This is a genomic window from Pseudomonas sp. VS40, assembly GCF_018587885.1.
Taxonomy (GTDB): Bacteria; Pseudomonadota; Gammaproteobacteria; order Pseudomonadales; family Pseudomonadaceae; genus Aquipseudomonas; species Aquipseudomonas pergaminensis.
The window spans coordinates 269,154-290,077 of record NZ_JAGYWD010000005.1; the positions used below are offsets into that span (position 1 = coordinate 269,154).

Below are 20,924 nucleotides of genomic sequence, written 5' to 3' on the forward strand. Positions count from 1 at the left end.
TTAGCGCGAGGCTTGCTGGGAAAGTTGGACACGCTTGGCGTTGAAGCTTTTGTCGAAGCCCTGTGACACGTCGATGTGCCGGGTCAGCAGGCCTTCTTTTTGGTAGGTGTCGGCGGTTACTTGCAGGCCGCTGATCACCGAGTCGTCGATGGCGACCGGGGTCAAGTGGGTGTCCTTGGCCACTTCCTCGTGCACTTGCAGCGGCAGGCCGGTGATCTTGGCCTGGGCGGCTGCGTATTCGTTGGGGTGGGTGTTGGTCCAGGCGTAGGCGCGGTCGACGCGGGCGACAAAGTCGTCCAGCTGCGGGCGCTTGTCGGCAATGGCCTGGCGGGTGGCGGCGAGGTAGAGGTGGTTGCTCAGCAGCGTGTTGCCGCTGATCAGCACGCGGGCCTGGCTTTGTGAGGTGACCACCGTGGTGTACGGGTCCCAGGTGGCCCAGGCGTCGACGGTGCCGTTATCCAGCACCAGGCGCGACTCGCTTGGCAGCAGGAAAATGAACTGCACGTCCTTGGTGGTCAGGCCGGCCGTGGCCAGGGCCTTGATCGCCAGGTAATGGCCGATGGAGCCGCGGCCGGTGACGATTTTCTTGCCCTTGAGGTCGGCGACGGTCTTGATCGGCGAGTCTTTGGGCACCAGCAGCGCGGTGGTGTTGCGCCCCTCGGCGTGAATGATGCTGACCACCTTGAGCGATGCGCCGGCACCGAGGGCAAACACGTAGGGCGCATCCCCCAGGGCACCGATGTCCACGGCGCCGGCATTCAGCGCTTCACCCAAGGGCGAGGCGGACGGGAATTCCGACCACTGGATTTCGTAGGGCACGTTTTTGGTTTCGCCGGAGACTTCCAGCAGCGCCTTGATTGTAGATTTCTGGTTGGCTACCCGCAGCGGCTGCAAGTCGGCGGCGTGGGCCCCGCCAGTCAGGCCAAGGGCGAGAGCGGTGCCCAGGAGCAGGCGTTTGAAAGGGATGGTAAAGACCATGGGATGCAGGCTCCAGGCAGATCAAGATGAGGTTCGGTTACCTCCGCCTGGAGAAGGGGTCGGTGAATGGGTTAACGTTATTCCCATAAAAACTCGCTGTGAAGTTCTTTTTGGTTATATGTTAATTATTAAAATATTTGATGATGTGTGAGTTAATTATTCTGTAATTGCATTTGAATGGGGGGCCGCCGCCCAAGGCAAAGAGGCCATCCATGCGCCAATGCTCACTGCGAACAGGTTCAGGGCGGCTGTGCAGATCCCTTGTCGGAGCGGGCCTGCACCCGGCGCGGGCGCAGGCAGGTGGGTGAGTCAGATCACATAGAAACCGTGGGTGCCGTCGCGGGCCAATTGGTCGACCAGGCCGAATTCCCAATCCAGATAGGCCTGCATGGCTTCCTTGGGATTGTCGGTGCCTTCGTACGGGCGACGGTAGCGGTCGATGCGCGGCGAGGCCAGGTGGGTTTCACCTTCTTCCAGTGGTAACTGCGCGTTGATCCAGCCGGCAGTGCCGTCCTGCAGCAGAAACACTTGCTTGCCGGTGATGGCTTCGACTTCGGCCACCGCCAGGCGCGCCAGTTGGCTGCTGCCGCAGGTCAGCACGTAGCGCTGGGCGGCGGGCACCTTGGCCAGGGCTTGGGGCAGTTGCGCACGCAGCGCCCACCAGGCACCGGGGATATGGCGCTTCACGTAATTGGCGCTGGCGGTGAAGTCCAGCACCACGGTATCGCCATGGGCCTGCCATTCGGCGAGGGTATGGGGGCTGATCAGTTCGGCCTGGGGCGGTGTCGGCACCGGCGCGACCCAGGCACCTTGCTCGGTGAAGTGCGCCGGTTGCAGGTCATCCAGCACATGCACTTCCCAGCCCAGTTGAGCCAGCCAGGAGGCGGACATGTTCGCGCGCACGCCGTCGTCGTCCGCCAACACCAGCCGTGCACCGCGCACGCTGGCGACATGGTCGGTTTCCTGCACCAGTTGCCCGCCCGGTGTGGAGCGCGCGCCGGGCAGGTGGCCGGCTTCGAATTCTTCCGGAGTGCGCACATCGAACAGGTAGGTGGTGCGGGTTTTTTCCTGCTGCCAGGCCTGCAGGTCGGCCAGGGTGGCACGGCCCACGCGAGCCTTGTCGGCGACGCGACGCGCATCCACGGCGGCGACCTGGCGGTGTTCTTCCGAGGTCGGTGCAAAGCGCCGCGCTTGGCCATGGGCAAGTTTCTGCCCGGCCAGGGTCCAGCCGATGGTGCCGTTGCGCAGGGCCGAGACCGGGTTGGCCACGCCGGCATTGATCAGCGACTGGGTGCCGATAATGCTGCGGGTGCGCCCGGCGCAGTTGACGATGATGCGGGTGGCCGGGTCCGGCGCCAGTTCGCGGGCGCGCAACACCAGTTCGGCCCCCGGCACGCTGATGCCGGTGGGAATGCTCATGGTCTGGTATTCGTCGAAACGCCGCGCATCGAGCACCACTACATCGGCCTGGCTGTCGAGCAGGGCCTGGACTTCTTCGGCGGCCAGGGATGGCGTGTGCCGCTCGCTTTCCACCAGTTCGCCAAACGCCTTGCTCGGTACGTTGACGTCGATGAACAACTCGCCACCGGCCTTGCGCCATCCTTCAAGGCCACCTTCGAGCAGGCTGACCTCGGTGTAGCCCAGCGCAGCCAAGCGCTCGGCCGCACGGGCCGCCAAGCCTTCGCCGTTGTCGTAGACGGTGACTTGGGTATCGCGCCGTGGAATGCGCGAATACACCTCCAGTTCCAGCTTGGACAACGGGATATTCGCGGCAAACAGCGGGTGGGACTCGGCGAAGGGCGCCTCTTCACGCACGTCGACCAGGGCGACTTCTGCATGGTCCAACAAGGCCTGGCGAATCTGGGCGAAGCTGCGGGTGGATACGGTGGTCATAGGGCAGGGCTCTTTTCTTTGGACAAATCCCAGATGTTCGGGAGGAAGGCGTTGGAATAACCGGAGATAAACAGTTTCTCGCTGCCGTCGGGCTGGTACACCGCGCGGCGCACCGCACCGATATTGGCGCCGTACACATGGATGCTGATGGACACCTGGTCGCTGTGGGCATTGCTCACCTGATGGATGTCACCGACCTTGGGCGACACGGCTTCCACCTGACCCGGCACCAATTGGATCGGCTTGCCTTCGGCAATCAGGCTGCCGTCGGGGGCGCGTTCGAACCCTTGGGAGAACTCTGAGCCGCGTAACATCCCAATCAGTCCCCATACCCGGTGATCGTGGATCGGTGTGCTTTGCCCCGGCCCCCACACAAAACTGACGATGCTGAAGCGCTGGCGCGAATCGGCATGCAGCAAGAACTGCTGGTAGCGCTCGGGGTCGGGTTGGGCGTATTCATCGGGGAGCCAGTCATCATGGCTGACCAACTGCGCCAGTAGCTTGCCGCCACGGTGCAGCAGGTCGCCTTCGCGTGGATTGCCGTCGATCAATTCCGCCAGGGCGCCTATGAAGGCTCTGAGTCTTTCGGGGTGTCGGGCCTGGGTCATGACAATTCCATCGTGTGGTCGGTGGTGATGGGTTTATCTAAGCATAATGTTTATAGTTAATATGCTATTTTTTAATGATTAGCTTATAGCCGAAGGTAATTTAGAACCGGTCTGAATAGCGTTAGACGTTATCGATTACAGCGCGGGCTATCCAGGCCGCGTTCGTGCAACTATGCTTCACACACATCTTAATGACTGTTCTCTATGTGCGGCCCAAATGAAAATTGACGATATCGATGCCTTTGTCGAAGTGATTCGTTGCCAGTCCATCAGCCATGCCGCCGAGTCGTTGCAACTGACCCAGCCGGCCATCACCCGCCGCGTGCAGAACTTCGAGCAGGCGCTGGGTGTGGAGCTGTTCGACCGCAATACCAAGCCCCTCAAGCCTACGCTGATCGGCACCCGTGTCTACGAACAGTGCCGGCTGATCCTGCGCGAGATGGATGCCCTGCGCGAGCTGGTGGCCACCGACGCACCGCCCACCGGTCTGCTGCGCCTGGGCGTGCCGCAGACCATCGGCGATGTGGTGCTGCTGGACGCGCTCAAGCACTTGCGCACCGAATACCCCGAGCTGCGGGCCCAGGTCGCCACCGGCTGGGGCAGCCAATTGGTCGGCAAGATCGAGCGCGGCGAGCTGGATGCAGCGGCGGCGTTGTTCCCGGCGGGCAAGATCTTCCCGGACAACATCGTCGGTGAGTCCATCGGCAAGATGGAACTGGTGGTGGTGTGCGCCAAGGCGCAGTTGCCGAAGAAGCCGTGCAAGCTGGCGGATGTGTACCAGAACGGTTGGATCCTCAACCCGGATGGTTGCGGCTTCCGTGCGGGCTTGCAGCGGACTTTGTCCGATCAGGGCCTGGCCCTGCGGGTGAACCTGGAAACCTTCGGCACCGAGTTGCAATTGGGCCTGGTGGCGGACGGCCTGGGCCTGGGCCTGGTGCCACGGCCGCTACTGGAGCGCAGCGCCCACCGCGAACACTTGGCGGTGATGCCGCTCAAGGACTTCAAGCCGGTGATGGACCTGTGGCTGATCTACCCGCACTTCCTGGGCAACCTGCAAGGGCCGGTGGATGCATTTGGCAAGCTGGTCGCAAACTCCCTGCACAAGATCCGCAACGCCGCCTGACCCTGGATTCCCTCTCTTTGTAGGCGCCGGCTTGCCGGCGATGAGGCGCTCGAGATACGTGCAGGGCTCAAGGGCGCCATCGCCGGCAAGCCGGGCTCCTACAGGCGAATGCGGTGCTGTGGTGGTTATGAAAAAAAATAATAATTAGCTTAGATTAAAATGTGCTTTTTATTATTTTTTTGCATCCCATAGGCTTGCCTGGAAGTCCTTAAGGCCATCCAGGAAGTTTTGCCATGAGCAGCGTCACCTCGATTTCCAGTGTTTCCAACAACGTTCGCCAACGCGTCACTCCGGAAGAATGGGAAGTGCGCGTCAAATTGGCCGCCGCCTATCGACTGGCGGCCTTGTACAAGTGGACCGATCACATCTACACCCACTTCTCCGCCCGCGTGCCAGGCCCGGAGGAGCATTTCCTGATCAATGCCTTTGGGCTGCTGTTCGATGAAATCAGCGCGTCCAACCTGGTCAAGGTCGACCTCGACGGCACCATCGTCGACGATCCTACTGGCCTGGGTATTAACTACGCCGGCTACGTGATCCACAGCGCCATCCACGGCGCGCGCCACGACCTGCAAGCGGTGTTGCACACCCACACACGTGACGGCATTGCGGTGTCGGCGCAAAAAGACGGCCTGCTGCCGATCTCCCAGCATTCCATTGGCTTCTCCGGGCGGGTGGCGTACCACGGGTATGAAGGCGTGGCCCTGGACCTGGACGAGCGTGAGCGGCTGGTTGCGGACTTGGGTGACAAGAGTGTGATGATCTTGCGCAACCATGGCTTGTTGACGGCGGGTGTGAGTGTTGAGCATGCGTTTCAGCAACTGCAGCAGTTGGAGCGTGCGTGCAATATCCAGGTGGCGGCGCAGGCGGCGGGGAATGCGGAGTTGATCTTTCCGCCGAGGGAGGTGGTGGAGAAGGTTGAGCAGCAGGCCAAGGTGTTTGCCAGTGGGGAAGGGCCGGGCGTGGCGCGGCATTGGAATGCGTTGATTCGGCAGTTGGAGCGCAGTGATATCGACTACAAGAATTGACTCGGGCGTTACCTGTGGGAAGTCGACCACAGTCTAACTGTAGCCCTGCAATCTAAATGTGGGAGTTGGCTTGCCTGCGATGGCGGCCTGACAGCCGACAGCAATCTAACTGCCACCCCACGATCCAAATGTGGGAGCTGGCTTGCCTGCGAAGACGGCCTGACAGCCGACAGCAATCTAACTGCCACCCCACGATCCAAATGTGGGAGCTGGCTTGCCTGCGAAAGCGGCCTGACAGCTGACCACAATCTAACTGTCACCCCGCGATTCAAAAATGTGGGAGCTGGCTTGCCTGCGAAGACAGCCTAACAGCCGACAGCAATCTAACTGCCACCCCACGATCCAAATGTGGGAGCTGGCTTGCCTGCGAAGACGGCCTAACAGCCGACAGCAATCTAACTGCCACCCCACGATCCAAATGTGGGAGCTGGCTTGCCTGTGAAGGCAGCCTGACAGCCGACCACAATCTAACTGTCACCCCGCGATTCAAAAATGTGGGAGCTGGCTTGCCTGCGAAGACGGCCTAACAGCCGACCACGCTCTGACTGTTGCCCCGCGATCCAAATGTGGGAGCGGGCTTGCTCGCGAAGGCGGCCTGACAGCCGACCAGAATGTTGGATCAGACCAGGTACATATCCGTTATTTAGGTAACGGCTGCTAATGGTTCCGCCCTTACGGCGGCTCACTTTGGAAAAGCCCCAAAGTAAGCAAAGGGCTCTTGCCCCAACACTCGGCACCTCGCCTAGGCTCGGTGTGCCCGTAATCCGACAGGTATTTGGGGGGCCGCCGCCACGCGCCATCCATGGCGCGGGGCGGCTAAACCGGCATCCCTGCCGGTTTACCCCCCAAATCCCTGTCGAATTCCGGCCAGCGTGTTTGACGGGGCGCCTAAGATCAAGATCAAGAGCAAGAGCAAAAGCAAGAGCGGCTCGCTTCGCATTGTGGGTACGCGGTGGGTACGCGGTTTTGTAGGAGCTGGCTTGCCGGCGATGCAGGCACCGTTGTAATCAGGCAGACCGAATCGATGCCATCGCCGGCAAGCCAGCTCCTACATGGGGTGTGCTTTGTGCTTAAGCGACCTGTTTGGCTTGCTCGCGTTCAGCGACCAGCTGGCGGGTGAGGGGGATCAAACGCTTGCCGTAGTCGATGGCATCATTCAGGGGGTCAAAGCCACGGATCAGGAAGGTGGTGATGCCCAGGTCGTAGTAGTCCAGCAGCGCTTGCGCAACTTGCTCGGCTGTGCCGACCAGCGAGGTGGAGTTGCCCTGGGCGCCCAGTAACGCCGCGATCCCTGTCCACAAACGCTTATCCAAACGTGACCCTTGCGCCGCCGCTGCCAGTAACCGGCGTGAGCCTTCATTCGGCGGTTCACGCCGCACAAAGCCATTTTTCTCGGCCAGTTCGGTGGCTTGCTGCAGGATCTTGTCGGCCCGCGCCCATGCCAGTTCTTCGGTTTCGGCGAGGATCGGCCGAAGCGACAGGCTGAAGCGAATCGTGCGCCCATGCTTGGCCGCTTCGGCGCGGACCTGGGTCACGATCTCGCGCACTTGCTCGTAGGTTTCGCCCCACAGTGCATACACATCAGCGTGTTTGCCGGCCACTTCAATCGCCGCTGTAGAGGAGCCGCCGAAGTACAGCGGGATATGGGGCTGCTGCGGCGATTTCACTGTGGAGTGCGCGCCTTCGACCTGATAGTAGGTGCCCTTGAAGTCGAAGGGCTGTTCGCGGGTCCATTCCTGGCGCACCACGCTCAGGTATTCGTCGGTGCGGGCGTAACGTTCGTCCTTGCCGATGTGGCTGCCATCGGCGCGCAGTTCGCGGTCGTCGCCGCCGGTGATGATGTGCACGGCCGTGCGTCCACCGTTGAACACGTCCAGGGTAGCGAACTGGCGGGCAGCCAGGGTGGGCTGGGTGAAGCCGGGACGGTGGGCGATGAGGAATTGCAGCTTTTTGGTCACGCTGGCAGCGTGGGAGGCGATCAATGTGCTGTCCGGGCTGTTGGAGTGGAAGGCTACCAGCGCACGGTCGAAGCCGGCATCTTCGTGGGCGCGGGCCACGGTCTCGACGTAGTCGGGTTGCAGGGTAGGGCCACTGCGTGGATGGATTTCGGAGGCGTGGTGGCCGCCGATGTAGCCGATGAATTCGATGCTCATGGTCTGTCCTTATCGTGGGCGTGATCTTGTGCGGGATGGTCACCTCCACCGGGCAAGGGGTCGGTTATTCGCGTTCAAAATAGGGGCAGGGGCCAGGGCTGTAAAATGCCGATTGGTTCTAACCTAATTATTAAAATATCGAATCTTTGCTTTGTTGGTGTATCAGTAATTTGCATTTTTATCGCCTTCAGCTGGCGCCGGGTTGCCCAAGGCTGACCGGAGATAACGTTGTATTTTCCCCTGCGCTGAGGTCTGATGGGCGCCGAAACGGGCACGCCAGGTTGGGGATGTATGCGGGCAGAACTTGCGCACTATGGCGGTATCACCGTCATGATTCCGGCCGCCATCATCATTGCGGTGTGGCTGAGGTATTCCAACCCTTGGGCACTGCGCGCCTGGGTAATCACTGTTGGCGTGACCTATTCGATTGTTGCCTTCAGCAAGTTGCTGTTCAAAGGCTGGGGCTTATCGTTCGAGCCTTTGGGTATTGCCGTATTAAGCGGACATGCCATGAATACCTGCCTGATGCTGACCGTGGGACTCAGCCTGTTGGCGCGCCAGTTCAATCCGGTACTCCGTTGGCCGGCAGCCGGGGCAGGGTTATTGGCGAGCGCCTGGTTCAGTGCTTATTGCGTCGCGCCTTACATCCATCCGCTGAACGAAGCCTTGGCCGGTGCGACGCTGGGCGCGGTGGCGGCGATTGCTTTTCTGTGGCGAATTGAACGCGCCGACATCAAGGTGTCCCCCTCGTTTATCGGCGGCGGACTGGTGGTGTTACTGGTCTGCGCGCTGGTGCCAAAATACAACGCCGAGTTGCTGCTCAACCGTGTCGCGATCACGTTGTCGGGTGCTGAACACGCCCATCAAGCGCCTTCCTGGCGGCTGGATGCGGCACACACAAAGGCCGAGTAAGTCACCAGGTCCAGCGCCCGGTGGCTGTCCACCATCAGTTCCAGCAACACCGTCTGCGCATTGAAACGCCGCATGTCGCCGCGCCGCCGCGCCTCGTTCATCTGCTTTAGCAGCGTATGGGTGATCTGCTGCGGTGAGCTGCCGTGCAACTGCTCCAGCCAACGGCCGATGGCCTGGGTATTGCGCCGGTATTGCGTACCCACTGGCGGCTCGGCGAAACCTTCGAACATCCCGGTGAGTTTTCTCAGCGCATAGCTACGTATCACATCATCCAACAGGCTCATGGCCGCTTCTCGGTGCCGCAGATGTTCGCCAGCAACTCGGCGGTCTTGACCAGCATGAACTGGCTGTCACCGCGACTTTCCACGCACAGGCACACCGACAGTGCATCACTCACCTGCAACTTGAAACGCCAATCGGCGAACACCATCGACAGTCCAGAACAGGACTCATCGCTGTCCAGGGAATTGTCGCGGTATAACACCTGCATGCGCTCGACGACGCGGGTCGAGTTATTCACTTCGACATGAATATTTCCCGAAGAAGGAAATAGGCCAATACGCTCTACCAATAACTTTGACATGTTCATGGCCGTCTCTTGGTTGTTGCGGTTAGGCGGCACTTTATTCTGTGGGAGGGCAAAAGTATTGGAATGTTATTTTTAGTCGGTTATGCCGGGTGTTGTTATTTTTAGTCTGCCTCGGCAGGTGGTCGAAGTGCCGAGGTTGTGACCATAATCGCCTCGCTGCTTGAAGTAAGGTCATCCCTTTTACTACCGGGTTAATACAGTCGGCGCGTGGGAGGTTGCCTTGTTCAATAGGATTTTGATTGTGTGTGTCGGCAATATTTGTCGCAGCCCCACGGCAGAACAATTATTGCGCAATGCGCTGGCACACTCCGCGATAGAAGTGAGTTCTGCGGGGTTGGCCGCATTGCGTGACAGCCCGCTGGAGCCCACGGCTCTGCAGGTGCTGGAAGAGCATGGGCATGCACCGGTTTCACACAGGGCACGTCAACTGACAAGCGCTGCGGTGAGTGACGCGGATCTTGTATTAGTGATGGAGCAACGGCATATCGGCGGGGTACTCAGCCTCGCCCCTGAAGCACGGGGCAAAGTGTTCCTGCTGGGTAAATGGCAATACAACCGCGAGATCATGGACCCTTATCGTCAAGGCAAACCAGCCTTTGTTCATGCCTATGCGTTAATAGAACAAGCGGCTCAGGCGTGGGCGCAAAAGTTGGTCGGTCAAGTGGGTTGAAGTTGTCATGTCGCACACTTGATAAGTTCTGCGTTAACCGTGTGAAAGCGTGTGTTGTCGGCCACGAGCCAGCGTATGGGTATTGGGTGAAGCCGTTAAACGTGCATGGAAACGGGCGTCTTGCACCCTGTGCCATTCCTTGACTATTGGTTGGAAAAAAGAACTGACTTATGCAATCAACACCCGCAACAGCGTCGCATAACGGCGAAGAAACTGATCTGGATTTCATGATGTTGTTGGGCACGTTGCTCGATCACAAGTGGCTGATCGGTGGCATCAGTATCGTCTTTATGGCGCTGGGTGTGGCTTATGCCGTGTTGACGCCTCCGGTCTATCAAGCCACCGCACTGATTCAGGTCGAACCGAAAAAAGGCGACATGCTCGGCTTCTCCGATGTCGGCAGTCTGCTCGGCAAGGAGTCGCCCACGGTCACGGAGGTCGAGTTGATCCGCTCACGGATCACCGTTGGCACTGCCGTCGATAACCTGAACCTGGATCTTGAGGTGAAGCCCAGGCGCTTCCCGTTGATCGGTGATTTCATGGCGCGTCGCTTCAAGCCGACGCGGGCCCATGAGGTGGCGAGCCCCTGGCTCGGCCTCGACAGTTACGGTTGGGGTGGCGAGGCCCTGACGTTTTCGCGGTTACGCCTTCCGGCCGACTTGCTGAGCCAGGAACTGACCTTGACTGCCGGTAGTGGCAGCACCTTTACCCTGTCGGACCAGGACCAAAACGTTTTGCTGACGGGGCAGGTGGGTCGCTTCTATGAAAGCAGTGGCCTCCAGCTGCAGGTCGAAACGCTGGATGCCAACCCTGGCGCGCAATTCAGCGTTGTGCGTTGGCCACGCCTCACCAGCATTCTGCGCTATCAGAAGCTGCTGGATGTGGCGGAGCGCGGCAAGGAGTCGGGGATCATTGGCCTGGCGCTGGAAAGCACGCGGCCCGAGGCGGCCATTCAGGTACTCAATGAGGTCGCCCGTATCTATGTACGCCAGAACATTGAGCGCACCTCCGCCGAGGCGGCCCAGAGCCTGGCGTTCCTCAAAGACCAATTGCCCCAGGTGCGCAAGGATGTCGAGCAGGCTGAGACGGCGCTGAACCAGTTTCAGATCCGCAACAAAACCATCGACATCAGCCTTGAGGCCAAGGCCATTCTTGACCAGATCGTGGCGCTGGATGCGAGCATTTCCGAGCTCAAGATGCAGCAGGCCGAGATCGAGCGAAAGTTCACCCCCCAGCACCCGGTGTACCGCGCGCTCCTGACGCAACTGGCAGAACTCACGGCCCGCCAGAGCGAGCTGGCCAAGAAGGTCGAAAGCCTGCCGACCACCCAGCAAGAGTTGTTGAGCCTGACCCGCGACCTGAAAGTCAGCACCGAGATCTACACGCAACTGCTCAACAAGTATCAGGAGTTGGACGTGATGCGCGCCGGCACGGTCGGTAACGTGCGCTTGATCGATACCGCCGATGTCGACCTGAGGAACCCGGTCAGGCCGCAGAAAGCGTTGATTGTTGTGATCGCCACGCTGCTCGGTGCCTTTGTGGCAGTCGCGCTGGTGCTGTTTCGCAAGGCGCTCAATCGGGGCGTGTCCAACCCCAACGAGTTGGAAAAACTCGGCTTGCCGGTGTATGCGGCCATTCCGTTCAGTGCCATCCAGAAGGACATGGACCAGAAGCTCTTTCGCAGCAACAAGGTGGGCTCCACACAGTTGCTGGCCCTCAGCAACCCAACGGACCTGGCCATTGAAGGGCTGCGCAGCCTGCGCACGAGTCTGCATTTCGCCATGTTGGAAGCGGGCAACAACCGCTTGATGATCTCCGGGCCGAGCCCGCAGGTGGGCAAGACATTCGTCTCGGCGAACCTGGCCGCTGTGGTCGCGCATTCGGGGCAGCGTGTGTTGTTGGTGGACGTGGACATGCGCAAGGGTTACTTGCACAAAGTCTTTGGTGTTGCGGCAGAAAACGGTCTTTCCGACCTGCTCGCCAAACACTGCGAGCTCGGCACAGCGATCCATACCACGGAGGTCGAGAACCTTCACGTCCTCAGCCGTGGGCGGATCCCGCCGAACCCATCGGAACTGCTGATGCACGCCAACTTCAGCGAATTCCTGGACCAGGTCAGCGCGCTGTACGACCTGGTGATTCTGGATACACCGCCATTTCTGGCGGTCACCGATGCAACCATCGTCGGGCGCCAGTCCGGCACCAATCTGATCGTGGCCCGTTTCGAATTGAACTCTGTGCGCGAGGTGGAGCTGACGATGCGTCGCTATCAACAGAACGGCATTGAACTCAAAGGCGCGATTTTCAACGGTATCGAGAAGCGCTCATCCGCCAAATACGGATACGGCGCCTACAGCTATTACCACTACGAGTACACGTCAGACAGCGTTTGATCCTGGACGCCAGGCATTTGAAGTCCAACGCGCAGCACGTCTACCACTGGCCGCAGGTTCAACGAGAAACGCTATGAAAGTCACAGTTTTTGGCATTGGTTATGTAGGGCTGGTCCAGGGCGCCGTTCTTGCCGAAGTCGGCCACGATGTGCTGTGTGTCGATATTGATGCGCAGCGGGTTGAGCGTCTCAAACAGGGGCATATCCCGATCTACGAGCCAGGCCTGGAAGCTCTTGTCAGGGAAAATCATGCGGCCGGCCGCTTGAATTTCACCACCGACGCCGTGGCTGCAGTCAAGCATGGTGAAGTGCAGTTTATCGCGGTGGGGACACCGCCAGATGAAGACGGCTCGGCCGACTTGAAGTACGTGCTGGCGGTGGCCGAGACCATTGGGCAGCACATGCTGGCCCCGCTGACCATCATCGACAAATCCACCGTTCCCGTGGGCACCGCCGACAAGGTCAGTGCACGGGTGGCTGCCATGCTCGCGCTGCGTGAGCGCACCGACCTGGCCTTCGACATGGTGTCCAACCCGGAGTTTCTCAAGGAAGGCTCTGCGGTGGCTGATTGCATCCGGCCGGACCGCATTGTCATCGGCACCGCCAGCCGGCATGCGGAGGCGGTGATGCGCGAACTTTACGCGCCGTTCAACCGCAACCACGAAAAAATCATCGTGATGGATGTGCGCAGCGCCGAGTTGACCAAATATGCTGCCAATTGCCTGCTCGCCACCAAGATCAGCTTCATGAACGAAATGGCCAACCTGGCCGAGAGACTGGGGGCCGACATCGAGATGGTGCGTCAGGGCATCGGGTCCGACCCGCGTATCGGCTATCACTTTCTGTACGCAGGCGTGGGGTATGGCGGGTCGTGTTTCCCCAAGGATGTCCAGGCCTTGATCCAGACCGCCGAGACCCTCGACTTCGATGCCACGCTGCTCAAGGCCGTGGAGCGACGCAATGCCGAACAGAAAAACAGCCTGTTCAACAAACTGTCCACGCACTTCAACGCGCAACTGGCGGGCAAGACTTTCGCGCTCTGGGGGCTCAGTTTCAAACCCAATACCGATGACATGCGCGAAGCCCCTAGCCGCGTGTTGATGGAGGCCTTGTGGCGTGCCGGGGCAAACGTGCAGGCCTTTGATCCGGAATCGATGGAAGAAACCCAGCGTCTCTATGGCGACCGCGAAGACCTGCGCCTGTGCGGTACCAAGGAAGCCTGCCTGAAAGGCGCCGATGCCTTGCTGATCGTCACGGAGTGGCAGGTCTTCAAGGCACCGGACTTCACGGTGATCAAACAGCAGCTCAAGCAACCGCTGATCTTTGACGGACGCAACCTGTTCGACCCCGTCAGTGTGCAGAAGAAAGGTATTCACTACGTATCAGTTGGGCGACCTCTCAACCCGGTATAGGTCTTCCCATGAGTGTGCTTAAAAGAATCGTCAGCGGCATTGGCGCCAATTCGTTTGGCCAGGTGGTAAACCTGCTGATCCAGGTGGTGAGTGTGCCGGTGCTGATTGCCAGTTGGGGCTTTGGCGCCTACAGCGAATGGGTGGTGCTGTCTGCGATTCCGACCTACCTGGCGCTGTCTGACCTGGGTGTGACCACGGCGGCATCGAGCAAGGTCGTGATCTGGCACGAGCGCGGACGGTTGAAGGTCGCGAGTGCGGTGTACAGCACCAGCTTTGCGTTTCTATCCCTGGCGGGACTCAGTGTGCTGTTGCTGACCCTGGGCGCCCTGGCGTTGTTTGACCTGTTCAGCTTGCTCAACCTCCAGTCGATCAAGAGCGGCGACGGGGTGCTGATTCTCTCGGCGTTGACCGGCTACTCGCTGCTTTGCCTGTTTACCAACATGATTTCGATCCGCTACCGGGCCAATAAGGCCTTGCCGTTGTCGGCATTCATCATGAACGTCATCCGCATGCTGGAATGGTCGGCTGCGTTGCTGTGCGCTTACCTGAGCCACAGCCTGGTCGCCACCAGCCTGGTGCTGTTGGCCGTGCGCGCGACGGGCATCGTCAGCAAGAACCTGATCGCCAACCGGTTGGGGATCGCCTTGTGTTTCAACGTTTCTGCGATCGGCAGGCGGGCATTTGTGACGTTGATCAAACCGTCACTGGCTTCGCTGGCCTTTCCGATTGGCCTGGCGTTGAACGTGCAGGGGCTGATCATTCTGTTGTCGGTGCTGCTGTCTCCGGCGCACGCGGCGATATTCGGTTTGTACCGCACGATTTCCAGGGTGTTGGTGCAGTTCTCGACCGTGGTGAACCAATCCCTATGGCCGGAGATTTCCTATGCGTTCTCCATCGGTGACAACCAACTGGTCCGCAAAATGATCCGCTATGCCTTGCGGTTCTCGCTGCCCATCGCCTGTGTGCTAGGCGCGCTGATGGTGATATTCGGCGGGACGATCTTTGATGTGTGGTCGGGCCGCAAAGACGATTATTCCTCCAGCATCATGCTGGTGCTGATCATCGGTGCGCTGACCCACGTGGCCTGGCAGGTGTATTGGGTGGCGCTGATGGCCACCGCATCCTATTCGTCGTTTGCCGTGGTGTTCATGCTGGTATCGGTCGCCAGCAGTCTGGCGGTGTTCTACCTGGCACCGGACTATGGCCTGCTCGGTGTCTGCTATGTGTTGGTGGCCACCGAAGTCGTCCTGTTCTGCTTTGCCAGGCGCGGTTTCCATCGTCTTGAACTGAGGATGGCCCGTGCTGATTAATCACCTGATCCGCCATCGATTGAAAGTCAGCCTGCTGACGCCTGAGGGGCTCAAGTACCTGGCCAAGCGCGTGCTGTTGCTGGGCCGCTTGCTCAAGGCCGATCGCCGCCAGCGCACGTTGCGCCGACAGGGGGCCAGCCTGGCTCCGCTGGTGATGATCAATGCCGTGGAATTCGAAGGCTCCGTCGCGTGTTTCAGCGTGGGCACCGGCAGCTTTATCGGCAAGCGCACCTTTATCCAATTGCACGCCGCCGTCCGTGTGGGCGCCCATGTGGCGATCAATGAAGGCGTGCGTATTCTCACGGGTACCCATGGCCTGGATGATCCTGCCTGGCGCTTGAAAGTCGCCCCGGTGGTGATCGGCGACTACGCCTGGGTCGCCACCGACGCGATCATCCTGCCGGGCGTGACGATCGGTGAAGGTGCCGTCGTCGGTGCCGGCAGTGTGGTCGGGCGCAATGTGGCGCCGTACAGCGTGGTAGCGGGCAATCCGGCACGGGTCATCAGGTCGCGTGGGGCGCATGCGTTTACCTACAGCCCGGTCCGCTCAAGTGCCGTCGTCGAAGCCTGGATGGGTAAATAAGATGATTCTGGTCGCTCATCCCGTTGGTAATCAGAATGTCCGCGCGTTGCTGCGCGCGTTGAATCAACGGCAGTTGCTGCACTCGTTCCATACCTCGCTGGCACTGCATAAGGGGTCGTTCCTCTGCCGTCTGCCGGTGGTGGGCAAGGAGTGCCTGCGGCGTACGTTCGATCAGGTCGATGGCGCGTTGCTGCATAGTTACCCGCGTTATGACGTGCCGCGTGTGATCTGCGACAAACTGAAGTGGTATCGCCTGACACGCCGCAACACCGGCATCTTCTGCCCGGAAAACGTCTACAACCACATTGACCAGGCCAGCGCCGGTTTCCTCTACAACACCCCGCGCAAACCCAGCCAGGTGTACGGCTATGACGGCAAGTGCCTGGGCTTGTTCAGCGCCGCCCGCGACATCGGCGACATCACCCTCAATTATGAGGCGGCCTTCGGCTCCATCGCTTACGCCTGCAGGATGCTTGAGCATGAGCGCGAGGCCAACCCTGCCTGGCGTGCCAGCATTCCCGATATCAGCGATGACACCATGCGCAAACAGACGGCCGAGTTGGCCTTGGCAGACCGGATCATAGTGGCGAGTACCTTTGCCAAGCGCACCCTGGGTGAGCACGGCGTTGCGCCAGGCAAGGTTGCGATCACGCCCTATGGCGCGCCGGCGCCGATGGTGCGTCATGAAGCAAGCGCCCGGCCAGGTGCACGACTGAAAGTGATTTATGTCGGCGCGCTGACCCAGCAAAAGGGCATTTCGTACTTTTTCGACGCGTTGAATCTTGCGGCGAGCAGCGTTGCCCTGGACGTCACGGTGATCGGTGGCGACTACGCCAACGGTCGCAACCCCGTGCTCAATGCCGAGCTGAAAAAGTACCAGTGGTTCAGTTCCGCGTCCCACGATGACGTTATCCGCCACTTGCTGGAGGCCGATGTGCTGGTGCTGCCGTCGGTCGCCGAGGCGTTTGGCCTGGTGGTAGGTGAAGCCTTGTCCACGGGCACAGCGGTGATCGTGTCGCAGAACTGCGGTGCGGCCGACCTGGTCGTCGAGGGTTTCAACGGTTATGTGGTGCCGATCCGTTCTGCCGAAGCGATCGCCAGCCGTCTGGTTGAGCTGGCCGAAGACAAGGACAAGCTCAGGGCGTTGCAGCACAACGCTGTGTTGTCTGCCGGTGGAACCACCTGGGACAGCTACGCCAGGGAGGTGATGGATGCAATCCTTGGCCATTCCTGACAGGGTCAGCCTGCATGAGCGCTACCGCACGCGGGTGGTCAGCGCCTTCGTGCTTATCTACCTGTTCATCCTGTTCGAAGGGGTCTTGCGCAAGTGGGTGATGCCGAGCCTCAGTTCGGTCATCTATTTCATCAAGGACCCGATCGTCCTTTACATCTACTGGTGCGCCTACCGGTTCGGTTTTTTCTCGAAAAACCTGGTGTCGGCCTACTTTGTCGTGCTGGTCATGGTGTTCTTCCTGCTGGTGGCCGCGTTTCTGTTGAGCAGCCCTGAAGGCTTCGTCATCTACGGCTACGGCGTGCGCAACTACCTGCTGTATTTCCCGTTGATATTTGTCGCTGGCAAGACGCTCAGGTTGACGGATGTCTATCGGTTCGCCCGTATCACGCTGTTCGCGGCGATCCCGATCAGCGTGCTGGTGGTGCTGCAGTATTCGTCCGGACCCCAGGCGTATGTGAACAAAGGCATTGGTGATGATGACTTCATTTTCATGATTGCCGACGGTGTCGTGCGGCCCTACGGCACCTTCACGTTCACGGCCGGGCATGTGGTGTACGTGTCGGCCTGCTTTGCATTCCTGGTCGCGGCGGTGTTTGACAAGGCCTTGTTCCGTGCCGTGTTCGCCCGGCGCTATGGGCTGTTTGGCGTGTCGGCGGCTGCGGTGGCGGTGATGTGTTTTCTCACGGGGTCCAGGGCGATCTATGCGTACGCTGCGATTGTGCTGCTGGCGGCGTTGATGGTCGCCTTGATCAAGAAATCGCAACGCAACCTGTTGTCGTTGTTTTTCCTGGCGGCCGCGTTGTTTGTCAGCCTGCTGATCTTCATGTCCACCGACAGCTACCAGGTGCTGGTGGAGCGCAACCGCAGCGCCGTGGCCAGTGAAGGCTCGCCGGTCACTCGCGCGTTCTCCAGCCTGTATGCGTTCACGCGTGTGGTCGATGACGCGCCGTTGTGGGGCCACGGGATAGGTTCGGGCACCAACGCCGCCTCGACGATCCTGCGCGCAGGGCGGGAGCAGGGCGCAGGTTTTTTACTGGCCGAAGATGAATGGTCACGCATCGTGCTGGAAATGGGCCTGCCCGCCGGGCTGATGTTCATCCTGTTCAGGATCTTCGTGCTGCTTTGGTTACTGCTCAAGTCCTACACGGCGCTGGTCAGGCAAGGCACCGGGGTGCCGTTGCTGCTGTGCGGTTTCCTGGCGCCGATCCTGTTCAACGGGGTCATGACCATGCAGGGCACATTCCTGGCGTTTGGCGTGCTGTATGCCTGCCTGATTCTCGCGGCCTGCAAGAAAACCTGAACCTACTTAATGCATCAGCGGACGACAGCACGTGAAGTTACTAAGAATCATCTCTTCGGTCAGACCGGAAAAAGGCGGCCCGATCAACGCGGCCCGGGAAATCGACACGGTGCTCGCCCAGGAGGGGCATCGCGTGGATGTCCTGACGCTGGATGCCGAGTTCGCGGTGGACTATCCCGGCACCGTGCATTTCATGGGGCCAAGCCGATTCGGCTACGGCTTGAACGGCAACATCCGCGAATGGCTGGAGCAGCACGCCCGGCACTATGATTTTTTCATTATCAACGGCTTGTGGCAGTACCACGGGTTTGTCGCCCGCCAGGTGCTGAACAAGTTGGGACGACCTTACATCGTGTATACCCACGGCATGCTGGATCCCTGGTTCAAGCACGAATACCCGCTCAAGCATCTGAAGAAATGGCTCTACTGGCCATGGGGCGAATACCGGGTGCTGAGGGATGCGCGGCGCGTGGTGTTTACCAGTGAAGAAGAGCAAATCCGCGCGCGTGAGTCGTTCTGGCTGTATCGCGCCCATGAAACGATCACGGCGTATGGCACTGCCAGCCCACCGGCCGATGGGGCGCGCCTGGCGCGGGACTTCATCACCGGTCACCCGGAACTCAAGGGCAAGCGGGTAGTGCTGTTCCTGAGTCGCATCCATAAGAAGAAGGGGTGCGACCACCTGCTGCAGGCATTTGCCCAGGTCGCCGGGCAAGACGAGCGGCTGCACCTGGTCATGGCCGGCCCCGATCAGGGCGGTTGGGTACAGGCGCTGCAGGATCAGGCCGAAAAGTCGGGCATTGCCCATCGCATCAGCTGGCCCGGCATGTTGCAGGGGACTGCAAAGTGGGGCGCGTTTTACGCCGCCGAAGTGTTTTGCCTGCCTTCGCACCAGGAAAATTTCGGCGTGGTGGTGGCGGAAGCGCTGGCGTGCGGCAAGCCCGTGCTGATCAGCAACAAGGTCAATATCTGGCGTGAAATCGACAAGGATCGCGTGGGCTTTGTCAGTGACGACACCGCCGACGGCGCCCTGCACAACCTGCAACGCTGGTTGCAGCTGGATGCGCCCGCTTACGCGCAAATGTCCGAGCGGGCCAGGGCGTGCTTTGCCGAACGCTTTCATATCCGTCGCGGTGCGCAGCGCTTGCTGGAGATTGTGCGGGAGTGCTTCCCGTGATTCTTCAAGGCAATGACCCGCACCGTTCAGCCTCGTTCTCATTGGGCCATCGGCTGCGCCGCCAGCTCTGGAACATGGTGTACGTGGCGCTGTTCCGCACCAGCCCGCGCCCGTTCCATGCGTGGAGGGCCTTTCTGCTGCGGCTGTTCGGTGCGCGGTTGGGCAAGGGGGTGCACGTGTATCCACGGGCCAAGGTCTGGGCGCCCTGGAACCTGGAGCTGGGTGACCATGTCGGCATTGCCGATGGCACCACGTTGTACAGCATGGCGTTGATCCGCATTGGGCGCTACAGCGTGGTTTCCCAGGGCGCGCATTTGTGCGGCGGCTCCCACGACTACAACAGCAAGAACTTCCAGCTGTATGCAAAACCCATCGTGCTGGGGGAGCACGTGTGGGTGTGTGCCGAGGCGTTCATCACCCCAGGCGTCAGTGTGGCTGACGGCGTGGTGGTGGGGGCCCGCACCCTGGTGATCAAGAGCATCGCGCAGCCGTGGACCGTGCATGCCGGGCATCCGTCCCGCCATATCGGCCTGCGTACCCAGCATGTGCAGGAGCCCACGCCATGAAGCGCGAAACCATCACCGTGATCATCCTCACCTACAACGAAAGCCTGCACATCGCCCGGGCCATCGACTCGGTGCGGGCTTTCAGCGACGAAGTGCTGGTGGTGGACTCATTCTCCACCGACAGCACCTGCGACATCGCCCGTGCCCATGGCGCGTGGGTGGTGCAGCACCCGTTCGTCAACCAGGCCAAGCAGTTCCAGTGGGCGCTGGACAACCTGCCGATCACCGGCAACTGGACGCTGCGCCTGGATGCCGACGAGATCATCGAGGCCGATCTCGCTGCCGAGATCAACGCACGCTTGCCGACGTTGGCCAGCGATATCACCGGCATCAACTTCAAGCGCAAGCACATTTTCATGGGGCGCTGGGTGCGGCATGGCGGGCGTTACCCGTTGCGGATGCTACGGCTGTGGCGCACCGGGTTCGGGCGCATGGAAGACCGCTGGATGGACGAGCACATCTCGGTGGCCGAGGGTCGCACCATCACTCTGGAAGGTGGGTTCGCCGACCATAACTTGCATGACTTGACCTTCTTCACCCACAAGCACAACCAGTACGCCACCCGCGAAGCGATTGAAGTGCTCAACACGCGGCTGGGGTTGTTTGCGATCCGCGATGAACTGCACACGGGGCAGAGTTCGTTCCAGGCCAAGGCCAAGCGCCTGATCAAGAACCGCCTCTATAACCGCGTGCCGTTCACCCTGAGTTCGACCGCCTATTTCTTGTGGCGCTACATCATCCAGCTGGGGTTTCTCGATGGCCGCAGCGGCCTGGTCTATCACCTGCTCCAGGGCTATTGGTACCGCTTCCTGGTGGGCGCCAAGGTGCTGGAGCTGGAAACCGCAATTGCCCATTTAAACGATAAGGAAGCCATTGTCCGGGAACTCTCAAAGTTGACCGGCCATAACTTGAACCTGCCCAAACAGAAGTAACTGACCGTTTTTAACAAACACCCAAGTTTGGGTGTCGGCCTTCGCTCGCCTATCAATCGGGAGA

19 protein-coding genes are annotated in these 20,924 nt (G+C 60.2%); 13 read left to right on the forward strand and 6 right to left on the reverse strand.

Annotation, left to right across the window (positions count from 1 at the left end):
* From KHP07_RS16885 to KHP07_RS16895, 3 genes are all read right to left on the reverse strand, one after another.
* Complete coding sequence (locus tag KHP07_RS16885; RefSeq protein WP_214497567.1) at positions 1-978, reverse strand: ABC transporter substrate-binding protein; 978 nt, start codon at positions 976-978, stop codon at positions 1-3.
* Positions 979-1,287: 309 nt separating this feature from the next.
* A complete protein-coding gene (locus KHP07_RS16890; protein ID WP_099493808.1) occupies positions 1,288-2,871 on the reverse strand; it encodes a rhodanese-related sulfurtransferase in 1,584 nt (527 codons plus the stop codon).
* Positions 2,868-3,479 (reverse strand): cysteine dioxygenase family protein, encoded by a 612-nt coding sequence (locus tag KHP07_RS16895; protein ID WP_025856214.1) that lies wholly within the window; start codon positions 3,477-3,479, stop codon positions 2,868-2,870. The genes KHP07_RS16890 and KHP07_RS16895 overlap by 4 nt, the downstream gene beginning before the upstream one ends.
* A gap of 217 nt (positions 3,480-3,696) precedes the next feature.
* Between KHP07_RS16895 and KHP07_RS16900 the strand changes: the two genes are divergently transcribed.
* Both KHP07_RS16900 and KHP07_RS16905 read left to right on the forward strand, forming a co-directional pair.
* The gene (locus KHP07_RS16900; protein ID WP_078048001.1) at positions 3,697-4,602 is read left to right on the forward strand and encodes a LysR family transcriptional regulator; all 906 of its coding nucleotides are present in this window, start codon (positions 3,697-3,699) and stop codon (positions 4,600-4,602) included.
* 233 nt (positions 4,603-4,835) lie between these two features.
* Positions 4,836-5,630 carry a class II aldolase/adducin family protein gene (locus KHP07_RS16905; protein ID WP_078048002.1) on the forward strand — a complete coding sequence of 265 codons (795 nt, stop codon included), beginning with the start codon at positions 4,836-4,838 and terminating at the stop codon, positions 5,628-5,630.
* A gap of 1,070 nt (positions 5,631-6,700) precedes the next feature.
* On the opposite strand, the gene KHP07_RS16910 is transcribed toward KHP07_RS16905, so the two are convergent.
* On the reverse strand, positions 6,701-7,783 hold the full coding sequence (locus KHP07_RS16910; protein WP_078048003.1) for an LLM class flavin-dependent oxidoreductase: 1,083 nt from the start codon (positions 7,781-7,783) through the stop codon (positions 6,701-6,703).
* 255 nt (positions 7,784-8,038) lie between these two features.
* Here KHP07_RS16910 and KHP07_RS16915 point away from each other — a divergent pair, with 255 nt between their 5' ends.
* Positions 8,039-8,695 (forward strand): hypothetical protein, encoded by a 657-nt coding sequence (locus KHP07_RS16915; protein ID WP_250883602.1) that lies wholly within the window; start codon positions 8,039-8,041, stop codon positions 8,693-8,695.
* Here the strand turns inward: KHP07_RS16915 and KHP07_RS16920 are convergent.
* Together KHP07_RS16920 and KHP07_RS16925 are read right to left on the reverse strand one after the other, a co-directional pair.
* Positions 8,647-8,979, reverse strand: coding sequence for a hypothetical protein (locus KHP07_RS16920; protein WP_214497568.1), 333 nt, complete (start codon positions 8,977-8,979; stop codon positions 8,647-8,649). The genes KHP07_RS16915 and KHP07_RS16920 overlap by 49 nt on opposite strands.
* Positions 8,976-9,284: a phosphomannomutase gene (locus KHP07_RS16925; protein WP_250883603.1), complete on the reverse strand. Its 309-nt coding sequence runs from the start codon at positions 9,282-9,284 to the stop codon at positions 8,976-8,978. Before KHP07_RS16925 ends, KHP07_RS16920 begins: the two co-directional genes overlap by 4 nt.
* 220 nt (positions 9,285-9,504) lie before the next feature.
* On the opposite strand from KHP07_RS16925, the gene KHP07_RS16930 reads away from it, so the two are divergent.
* From KHP07_RS16930 to KHP07_RS16975, 10 genes are all read left to right on the forward strand, one after another.
* Complete coding sequence (locus KHP07_RS16930; RefSeq protein WP_214497569.1) at positions 9,505-9,954, forward strand: low molecular weight protein-tyrosine-phosphatase; 450 nt, start codon at positions 9,505-9,507, stop codon at positions 9,952-9,954.
* Positions 9,955-10,124: 170 nt separating this feature from the next.
* Positions 10,125-12,347 carry a polysaccharide biosynthesis tyrosine autokinase gene (locus KHP07_RS16935; RefSeq protein WP_214497570.1) on the forward strand — a complete coding sequence of 741 codons (2,223 nt, stop codon included), beginning with the start codon at positions 10,125-10,127 and terminating at the stop codon, positions 12,345-12,347.
* Positions 12,348-12,420: 73 nt separating this feature from the next.
* Entirely contained in the window at positions 12,421-13,758 is a 1,338-nt protein-coding gene (locus KHP07_RS16940) for a UDP-glucose dehydrogenase family protein (RefSeq protein WP_214497571.1), read from the forward strand.
* Between the two features lie 8 nt (positions 13,759-13,766).
* Complete coding sequence (locus tag KHP07_RS16945; protein WP_214497572.1) at positions 13,767-15,068, forward strand: lipopolysaccharide biosynthesis protein; 1,302 nt, start codon at positions 13,767-13,769, stop codon at positions 15,066-15,068.
* Positions 15,058-15,651 (forward strand): acyltransferase, encoded by a 594-nt coding sequence (locus tag KHP07_RS29710; protein WP_352152404.1) that lies wholly within the window; start codon positions 15,058-15,060, stop codon positions 15,649-15,651. Before KHP07_RS16945 ends, KHP07_RS29710 begins: the two co-directional genes overlap by 11 nt.
* A gap of 1 nt (position 15,652) precedes the next feature.
* Positions 15,653-16,885, forward strand: coding sequence for a glycosyltransferase family 4 protein (locus KHP07_RS16955; RefSeq protein ID WP_214497573.1), 1,233 nt, complete (start codon positions 15,653-15,655; stop codon positions 16,883-16,885).
* Positions 16,863-18,185 (forward strand): O-antigen ligase family protein, encoded by a 1,323-nt coding sequence (locus tag KHP07_RS16960; RefSeq protein WP_214497574.1) that lies wholly within the window; start codon positions 16,863-16,865, stop codon positions 18,183-18,185. The genes KHP07_RS16955 and KHP07_RS16960 overlap by 23 nt, the downstream gene beginning before the upstream one ends.
* A 31-nt stretch (positions 18,186-18,216) precedes the next feature.
* Complete coding sequence (locus KHP07_RS29755; protein ID WP_214497575.1) at positions 18,217-19,362, forward strand: glycosyltransferase; 1,146 nt, start codon at positions 18,217-18,219, stop codon at positions 19,360-19,362.
* Positions 19,359-19,928: an LbetaH domain-containing protein gene (locus KHP07_RS16970; protein WP_252993996.1), complete on the forward strand. Its 570-nt coding sequence runs from the start codon at positions 19,359-19,361 to the stop codon at positions 19,926-19,928. The genes KHP07_RS29755 and KHP07_RS16970 overlap by 4 nt, the downstream gene beginning before the upstream one ends.
* The gene (locus KHP07_RS16975; RefSeq protein ID WP_214497577.1) at positions 19,925-20,860 is read left to right on the forward strand and encodes a glycosyltransferase family 2 protein; all 936 of its coding nucleotides are present in this window, start codon (positions 19,925-19,927) and stop codon (positions 20,858-20,860) included. The genes KHP07_RS16970 and KHP07_RS16975 overlap by 4 nt, the downstream gene beginning before the upstream one ends.
* Positions 20,861-20,924 lie beyond the last annotated feature (64 nt).